Annotated in this window: 9 protein-coding genes; 4 read left to right on the forward strand and 5 right to left on the reverse strand. The window is 72.2% G+C overall.

Annotation, left to right across the window (positions count from 1 at the left end; genetic code table 11):
* The 3 genes from VNM44_RS12155 to VNM44_RS12165 form a co-directional block, all read left to right on the forward strand.
* Nucleotides 1-712, forward strand: a 712-nt coding sequence (locus VNM44_RS12155; protein WP_325626150.1) for an ATP-binding cassette domain-containing protein, incomplete at its 5' end; no start/stop codon positions are given.
* Between the two features lie 94 nt (nucleotides 713-806).
* Complete coding sequence (locus tag VNM44_RS12160; protein WP_325626151.1) at nucleotides 807-2,492, forward strand: MFS transporter; 1,686 nt, start codon at nucleotides 807-809, stop codon at nucleotides 2,490-2,492.
* A gap of 4 nt (nucleotides 2,493-2,496) precedes the next feature.
* Entirely contained in the window at nucleotides 2,497-3,192 is a 696-nt protein-coding gene (locus VNM44_RS12165; protein WP_325626152.1) for a Yip1 family protein, read from the forward strand.
* Here VNM44_RS12165 and panB read toward each other — a convergent pair.
* The 5 genes from panB to VNM44_RS12190 all read right to left on the reverse strand — a co-directional run bounded on the left by panB (nucleotide 3,136) and on the right by VNM44_RS12190 (nucleotide 7,068).
* On the reverse strand, nucleotides 3,136-4,083 hold the full coding sequence (gene panB, locus VNM44_RS12170; protein WP_325626153.1) for a 3-methyl-2-oxobutanoate hydroxymethyltransferase: 948 nt from the start codon (nucleotides 4,081-4,083) through the stop codon (nucleotides 3,136-3,138). The two genes, VNM44_RS12165 and panB, sit on opposite strands and share 57 nt — an antisense overlap.
* A complete protein-coding gene (panC, locus tag VNM44_RS12175; protein ID WP_325626154.1) occupies nucleotides 4,080-4,853 on the reverse strand; it encodes a pantoate--beta-alanine ligase in 774 nt (257 codons plus the stop codon). The genes panB and panC overlap by 4 nt, the downstream gene beginning before the upstream one ends.
* On the reverse strand, nucleotides 4,850-5,539 hold the full coding sequence (locus VNM44_RS12180; protein WP_325626155.1) for a Rossmann-like and DUF2520 domain-containing protein: 690 nt from the start codon (nucleotides 5,537-5,539) through the stop codon (nucleotides 4,850-4,852). The genes panC and VNM44_RS12180 overlap by 4 nt, the downstream gene beginning before the upstream one ends.
* Nucleotides 5,540-5,600: 61 nt before the next feature.
* Nucleotides 5,601-6,440: a class I SAM-dependent methyltransferase gene (locus VNM44_RS12185; protein ID WP_325626156.1), complete on the reverse strand. Its 840-nt coding sequence runs from the start codon at nucleotides 6,438-6,440 to the stop codon at nucleotides 5,601-5,603.
* Between the two features lie 31 nt (nucleotides 6,441-6,471).
* The gene (locus tag VNM44_RS12190) at nucleotides 6,472-7,068 is read right to left on the reverse strand and encodes a GNAT family protein (protein ID WP_325626157.1); all 597 of its coding nucleotides are present in this window, start codon (nucleotides 7,066-7,068) and stop codon (nucleotides 6,472-6,474) included.
* A gap of 17 nt (nucleotides 7,069-7,085) precedes the next feature.
* Here VNM44_RS12190 and VNM44_RS12195 point away from each other — a divergent pair, with 17 nt between their 5' ends.
* The gene (locus tag VNM44_RS12195) at nucleotides 7,086-7,310 is read left to right on the forward strand and encodes a zinc ribbon domain-containing protein (protein WP_325626158.1); all 225 of its coding nucleotides are present in this window, start codon (nucleotides 7,086-7,088) and stop codon (nucleotides 7,308-7,310) included.
* Nucleotides 7,311-7,506 lie beyond the last annotated feature (196 nt).

A 7,506-nucleotide genomic window follows, 5' to 3' on the forward strand; every position in this document is an offset into this window, starting at 1 on the left:
GCTCTACTCGCTGACGCCCGAGGCGAAGGTGCGCGGCTACAAGCCGGGGCGGTTCTCGTTCAACGTCCGGGGTGGCCGCTGCGAGACCTGCAAGGGCGACGGTCAGATCAAGATCGAGATGCACTTCCTGCCCGACGTCTACGTCCCGTGCGAGACGTGCCACGGGCGCCGCTACAACCGTGAGACGCTCGAAGTGCGCTTCAAGGGCAAGTCGATCGCCGACGTGCTCGAGATGTCCGTCGAGGAGGCGCTCGAGTTCTTCGCGAAGATCCCGAAGATCCGCCGTCGCCTACAGACGCTGCACGATGTCGGGCTCGACTACATCCGGCTCGGCCAGCCGGCGACGACGCTCTCGGGCGGCGAGGCGCAGCGGGTGAAGCTCGCCGCGGAGCTCTCGAAGATCGCCACCGGCCGGACGCTCTACATCCTCGACGAGCCGACCACCGGGCTCCATTTCGCCGACATCGAGAAGCTGCTCGAGGTGCTCCAGCGGCTGGTCGACTCCGGCAACACCGTGCTCGTGATCGAGCACAACCTCGACGTGATCAAGCAGGCCGACTGGATCGTCGACCTCGGTCCCGAGGGCGGCGAGGCCGGCGGCGAGGTGATCGCGACGGGGACGCCCGAGCAGGTGGCCGAGGTCGAGGAGAGCCACACGGGTCAGTTCCTCCGCGCCGTGCTCGCCGAGCCGGCCGCCGCGGCCGCCGCCTGACGCGTAGGCCTCTTCCTCCGCGAAGACGGTCGAGTCCCATCTCGGGCGAATCTAGGCCTGGACGCGGCGCGCCGCCGCTGCGATCCTCGCCCCGATGCCGATCCGCGACGACGTCCGTGAACGGCTGGAGGCCGTGGGCGAGCTCTGGGGCAATCCCGGGCTCCGGCGCGCTCAGCTCGCCTGGGGCGGCTTCCACACGGCCGAATGGGCCTCGCTCGTCGCGCTCAGCGTGGTCGCCTACGAGGCGGACGGCGCTCGCGTCGTGGGGCTCGTGCTCTTCGCCCGCATGGTGCCGAGCGCGTTCATCGCGCCCGTCGCGGCGGTCATCGGCGACCGCTATCGCCGCGAGCGAATCCTGATCCTGGTTCATCTCGTGCGGGCGCTCGCATGCCTCGGTGCCGCGGTGGCTCTCGCCCTCGATGCGAGCACGCTCGTCGTCTACGCGCTCGCCGTGCTCGCGGCCGTTCCGCTCGCGGCGCATCGTCCGTGCCACCTGGCGCTGGCCCCGCTCCTCGCACGGACGCCGCGCGAGCTCGCGGCCTCGAACGTCGCCGCATTGACGTTCGAGTCGACGGCCGTCCTGCTCGGCCCGGCCGGTGCCGCTGTCCTCCTCGCCGTCTCGGAGCCGGCTGCCGTCTTCGCGGCGTGCGCCGCCGTCTCGTTCCTCTCGTTCGTGGCGATCGCGGGGGTGCAGCCCGCCGCGTTGCCCTCGACTGTCGAGGGACACCCCGGGGTCGTCCACGAGCTCCGCGAGGGCGCCCGTGCGCTGGTCGGAAACCCACCGGTCCGCCTCGTCGTCGGCCTGTTCGGCGCCCAGGCGTTCGTCCGCGGGGCCCTCGGCGTCTTCCTCGTCGTCGTCGCGATCGACCTTCTCGGGATCGGCGAGTCGGGTGTCGGCGTGCTCACGGCCGCATTCGGGGTCGGCGGCATCCTCGGCGCGCTCGCCGGGCTCACGCTCGTGGGACGCGGAAGGCTGGGCCGCCCGTTCGAGCTCGCGCTCGCGGGATGGGGCCTGCCGCTGGTCCTGCTCGGGCTCGTGCCGGAGAGTGGCGTCGCCTTGGCCTGCCTCGCCCTGTCCGGCCTGGCGAACAGCCTGCTCGACGTCTCGGGTTTCACGAGCATGCAGGAGCACTCGGACGAGCGCATGGTCGGACGGATCTTCGGGCTCTTCGAGCTGGTGGTCATCGTGGCGGTGGCCGCCGGCGCGCTCCTTGCTCCGCTCGCACTCGACATCCTCGGGTCGCGCGGAGCGCTGATCGCCGCCGGCGGGCTCCTCGCCGTCCTTGCCGCACTGGCACACGGCGCGCTCGGGCGGATCGACGACGGCATGGAGGTTCGCGTGGCCGAGCTCGAGCTGCTCGCGCGCACGTCCATCTTCGCGCCGCTGCCCTATGCCGGGCTGCGTCGTCTCGCGGCCTCCCTCGGAGAGCGACGTGCCGGCGCGGGCGAGGAGCTCGTGCGCCAGGGGGACGCCGGTGACCTCGTCTACGTGATCGCCGAGGGCCGCGTGTCGGTCGACCAGGATGGAGAGGTGCTCCGTGAGCTCGGTCCCGACGACGTCTTCGGCGAGCTCGCGCTCATCCTCGACGTGCCCCGAACGGCGACGGTCACCGCGACAGCGCCGGTCGTCCTGCGGACGCTGGCCCGCGAGCCGTTCCTCGCCGCGGTGACGGGAAACCAGCTGAGTGAGGAGGCGCTCGGCCGCCTCGTCGCGGCGCGAACGCCCGCGGCGCTCGCTGACTCGGCCGGAGAGCGAACGGCGGCCCAACGCGTACCCTGAGGCCATGGCCGAGCATCCGTCCGTGAAGCCCGTCGCGGCGGCAGACCGGATCGGCGCGAAGCGCGCGCGGGCCGGCGAGCCGGCGAGCCGCGACTGGTGGCGCCGCGTGCCGCGCGTGCTCACGGCGCCGCGCCCGGTGTTCGCCGCACTCGCGAACGACGACGACGTCGACGTCGACGCCCGCTCCGAGCCTGTGCTCGCGATCACGATCCTCGTCGGGATGGCCGCCGTGATCCTGACGCCCGCGTGGGGAACCGTGATGGACGACTCGACGGTCGACGGCCTCGTCCTCCTCGTCGTGACGTTCATCGCGGGCCTCTTCTACGGCGCGGCCGGGTACTTCCTGCTCGGCGTCGCGCTCTGGCTGGGCGCGAAGGCCGTCGGCGTCGAGGCAAGGTTCAGGATCGCGCGGCAGCTCGTCGCCTTCGCGGCGGTCCCGTTCGCGCTGTCGCTCGTCTTGGTCGTGCCCGTGATCGCGCTGCGCTACGGGTGGGACTGGTTCCGCACGGGGGGCGAGGACGCGGGGACGGGAAGAGACGTCGTCGTGGGCATCGGCCTCGCGTTTGCCGCGTGGTCGCTCGGGCTCGTCGTGCTCGGGTTGCGCACGACGTTCCGCCTGCCCTGGCGTGGGGTCCTGGGCGCGTTACTCCTGGCGGGCGTGATCGTGGCCGCGTTCGCGGTGCTCCCGACGGTGCTCTAGCTGCCCGTGTCCGACGGCGGCGCGGAAGGCGTCGCGCTCCTCGTCGGACATCCCGTACGTGTGGACCTCCTCGGGGAAATGCCCCTCGCGAACGTCGTCGGCGTACGCCGCCACGGCGTCGCGGATCGTCGTGGCGAGATCGGCGTAGCGCTTCACGAAGCGGGGCGAGCGGCCGTCGTAGAGCCCGAGCAGGTCGTGCCAGACGAGCACCTGCCCGTCCGTCACAGCCCCGGCGCCGATCCCGATCGTCGGAATCGTAAGCCGCCTCGTGATCTCATCGGCGACGGGAACGGGCACCGCTTCGAGGACGAGCGAGAAGCAGCCGGCCGCTTCGAGCGCTCGTGCGTCGTCGACGAGGCGGCGCGCGTGGTCGGCAGTGCGCCCCTGGGCCTTGAACCCGCCGAGCGCCGTGGCCGACTGTGGCGTGAGGCCGATGTGGCCCATCACCGGGATGCCGGCGCCGACGATCGCCGTGACGCGTGACAGGGACGGGCCGGCGCCCTCGAGCTTGACGGCGTCTGCGCCCGCCTCCTTGACGAACCGGATCGCATTCGCGACCGCGTCGGCGTCGGAGACCTGGAAGGAGCCGAACGGCATGTCGGCGACGACGAGCGGGCGGTGCGAGCCGCGCGTCACCGCGCGCGTGAGGACGATCATCTCCTCCATCGACGCAGGGACGGTCGAGTCGTGGCCGAGCACGGTCATCGCCGCCGAGTCCCCGACGAGGATGAGGTCGACGCCCGCCTCGTCCGCGAGGCGGCCCGACGGCGCGTCGTACGCGGTGACCATCACGATCGGCTGCCGGCGAGCCTTCAGCTCGGCGAGCTCGGTGATCGGCAGCTTGCCGGGGGCGGGGGTGTTCGGGCCGGGAGTGCGGGGACGGGTGCTCACGATTCCTCCTCCAGGGGGACGTTGTCGATCAGGCGGGTCGAGCCGACGCGAACCGCGGCGGCGAGCGTGGGGGGCTTGAACGGGGCGAGCTCGACGTAGTCGACGTGGAGGCCCGCGGCCTCGAGGATCGAGCGGGCCGTCGCGGCGTCTCGTGTCGCGAGCGCGCGGGGCAGCGCCAGCGCCCGCTCGCGCTCCTCCGGCGAGAGACGGACGTTGCGCGAGGACAGCGCGAGGCCGTCGGCATCGCGGACGGTCGGCACGACGACGAGCTCGAGCTCGAGGTGGAGGTCGCCGATCATCCGGCGCAGCACCTCCACCTGCTGCGCGTCCTTCTGACCGAAGAACGCAAGGTCGGGACGCACGATCGTGAACAGCTTGAGGCAGATCGTCGCGACACCCCGGAAGTGCCCGGGGCGGTGCTCGCCCTCGAGGAGGGCGCCGAGCGCGGTCACGTCGACCCAGGTCTGGTACCCGGGCGGGTACATCTCCACCGCGGACGGGGCGAAGACGACGTCGACGCCCGCCTCCCGGGCGACCTCGAGGTCACGGCCCTCGTCGCGCGGATAGCCGTTCAGGTCGGCCGGCTCACCGAACTGGGCCGGGTTGACGAACAGGCTCATCACGACGGTGTCGCACCTGTCCCGCGCGGACGCGAGCAATGCGAGGTGCCCCGCGTGGAGAGCTCCCATCGTCGGTACGAGGCCGACCGCGCCGTCGCGCCGGTCTGCGAGCGCCGCCCTCACGTCGGCCACGGTCCGCGCGACGATCACGCGCGGCTCCCAAGTGGCACCGTGTTGCCTGCGGTCAGGCGTGCCAGCTCGTCGTACGCGGCGAGGAGGTGAGGCGCGTGCTCGACGATCGCCTGGCGGTGCCGCTCGACGGTCTCCCAGTCCCCGCGCTCGATCGGCCCGGTCAGCTGGAAGCCGTTGTCGATCACCCTGCGCATCAGCGGGTCGAGCGCCTCGTCGGGTACGCCGGCGCCCGCGAGGAGCTCGCCGGCCGCACGGCGTAGCGTGACGACGTAGTTCGAGGCGATCGCTGCTCCTGCGTGGTAGAGCGCGCGCCGGTCGTCGCCGAGCGGGAACGGGCGCAGCCCGAGGGTCTCTGCGAGCTCCGTCGCCATGGCCAGCGCCTCGTCGGTCTCGCCGGTCACGGCCGCCCACGCTCCGTCGAGCTGCTCGGGCCCCCGGTCGTGCGTGAACGTCTGCAGCGGATGCACCGAGAAGCGCCGCACGTGCGGCTCGAGCGCGGCGAGCGGCGTGCTGCCGCTGACGTGGGCCACCCATGGGCCCGGCTCGATCGTCGCCGCGACGTCTGCGATCGCGCGGTCCGGGACGCACAGCAGCACCAGCCCTGCTCCGTCTGCGCACAGCGTGATTCCGCGCTCGGCAAGCCGGGCGCTCACAGCACCGCCCACACGGCCGCGTGCACCGATGACGTTGACGCTCTCGATCATCCAGGCTCCAGTTCCTCGCGGATACCGGGCTCACTCGACTATAACGGCGCGGGCTGTCCGACTAGTCCCGTTCCGCTGTCCCGTGCTCGAACAGCCAGACGCGATAGCCGTCTCGCAGGCTCGGGAGGAGGCGCGGGACGAGCGCCGGCGGGGCGCCACGTGCGCCGAGTTCGACGCCGCGCTGCACCACGGACACGTGTTCGAGCACGCGGTAGTCCAGCGCGGCGAACAGCGCCTCGGGTGCGTCGTCGGAGGATGCGAACGGTGCGCCGAGCTCGGCGAGGACACGAACGAGCTTGCGGCCGTACCGACGGAGGAACGTCCTCGTGAGGAGGTCGCAGATCAGGGCATGGCTCGGAAAGAGCCTCCCGAGCGTCGTCAGCAGCGTTTCTCGATCCGTGTCGGTGAGGTACCCGATCACGCCTTCGAGCACGACGATCGCGTGGTCGTCGGTCGCGAAGGGGCGGAGCTTCTCCTCGAGCGACTCCTCCGCGAAGCGGATCGGCACCCTGACCAGCTCGTTCGGTGCCTCCGACACAGGGAGCCGCGCCTCCTTGTGGCGCAGCAGCGCGGGCTCGTCCAGCTCCACCCAGCGGCCTCCGTGGAGCCGGAAGGGTCGGGAGTCGAAGCCGCTGCCGATCACCGCCACGCGACGTCCGCGGTCCTCGTCGAGCTCGCGCCGGAGCATGTCGTCGATGATCCGGTGGCGAACCGGGAAGGAGGCGTTCGGCCGCTTCAGCGACGCGAAGCGCTGCGCAACCGCCCGCGCCTCGTCGTCCATGAAACGCGCGGCGTAGGTGTCGTTCCCGACCGGATGCCGCCCGATTGCGTCCGCGTATCTGGCGGCGAGGACCCAGAAGGCGGTGACCGAGACGGGGTTCTCGGCCGCGAGCGAGGTCACGCCACGAGTATCCGGCGCGTCGCGGCGCGGGTCAACGCGAGCCGTGCGCCTCGAGCCGCCCGACCAGGCCGCGCTCGACCGCCGGCCACTCGTCGTCGGTGACCGAGTACCACGCGCTGTCGCGGTTCTCGCGATCACGTACGAGCATGTGCTTGCGATGGATGCCCTCGAAGGTCGCGCCCATCGCCTCCATCGCGCCGCGCGAGCGCTCGTTGAGCGCGTCGGTCTTCAGCTCGACGCGACGGCAGCCCCACCTCTCGAACGCGTGCCGGAGCATGAGGAGCTTCGCCTCGACGTTGACGCCCGTGCCCCAGGCGTCCGGGTGGAGCCACGTCCAGCCGATCTCGACCGACCGGTGCTCGGGTCGCAGTGCGAGGAACCGCGTCGAGCCGACGACGCGCTCGCCCGCGACGGTCGCGAGCGGGATCTCCGCGCCGCTCGCCCCGGCGTCGAGGGCGGCACGCAGCCAGCCGTCGAACGCCCGCCGGTCGACCGGCTGGACGACGGACAGCCAGCGCCACGTCCGCGCATCGCGGGAGGCATCCCACAGCCCATCGGCGTGACCGCGCGTGAGCGGCTCGAGTCGAACGAGCCGGCCCTCGAGCGTCGGCGCGTGCCAGGTCGCCACGCGTCTAGACTACGGCCGTGCCCATCTACGAGTACGCGTGTATGCAGTGCGAGGAGCACTTCGAGGAGCTCGTCCGCTCGGAACAGCAGGTCGTGACCTGCCCGAGCTGCGGCGCCGCGAAGGTGCTGAAGCAGCTCTCGACCTTCGCCGTCGTCGGCGCAACGTCCAAGCCCAGCTTCACGACCGGCGCGGGCGGCGGCGGCGGCGGGTGCTGCGGCGGCGGCTGCGGCTGCGGCCACTGACGCCGGCGGGGCGGCTCGGGCCGGTCGAGGCGGCGGGTTCCGGCGTGCGCGCAGCGTCACGGCGATCCCGACGAGCAGCAGCGCCCCGGCGGCCACCCGTCAATGAGCACACCAGGTCAGGTGGACGGACGGTCCGCCGAGGCGGGCCGTACAGTGTCCGAGATGAGCGCCGAGCTTCCGTCGACGCTCCGGGAGG

It is taken from the genome of Gaiella sp. (assembly GCF_035558935.1).
Lineage (GTDB): Bacteria > Actinomycetota > Thermoleophilia > Gaiellales > Gaiellaceae > Gaiella.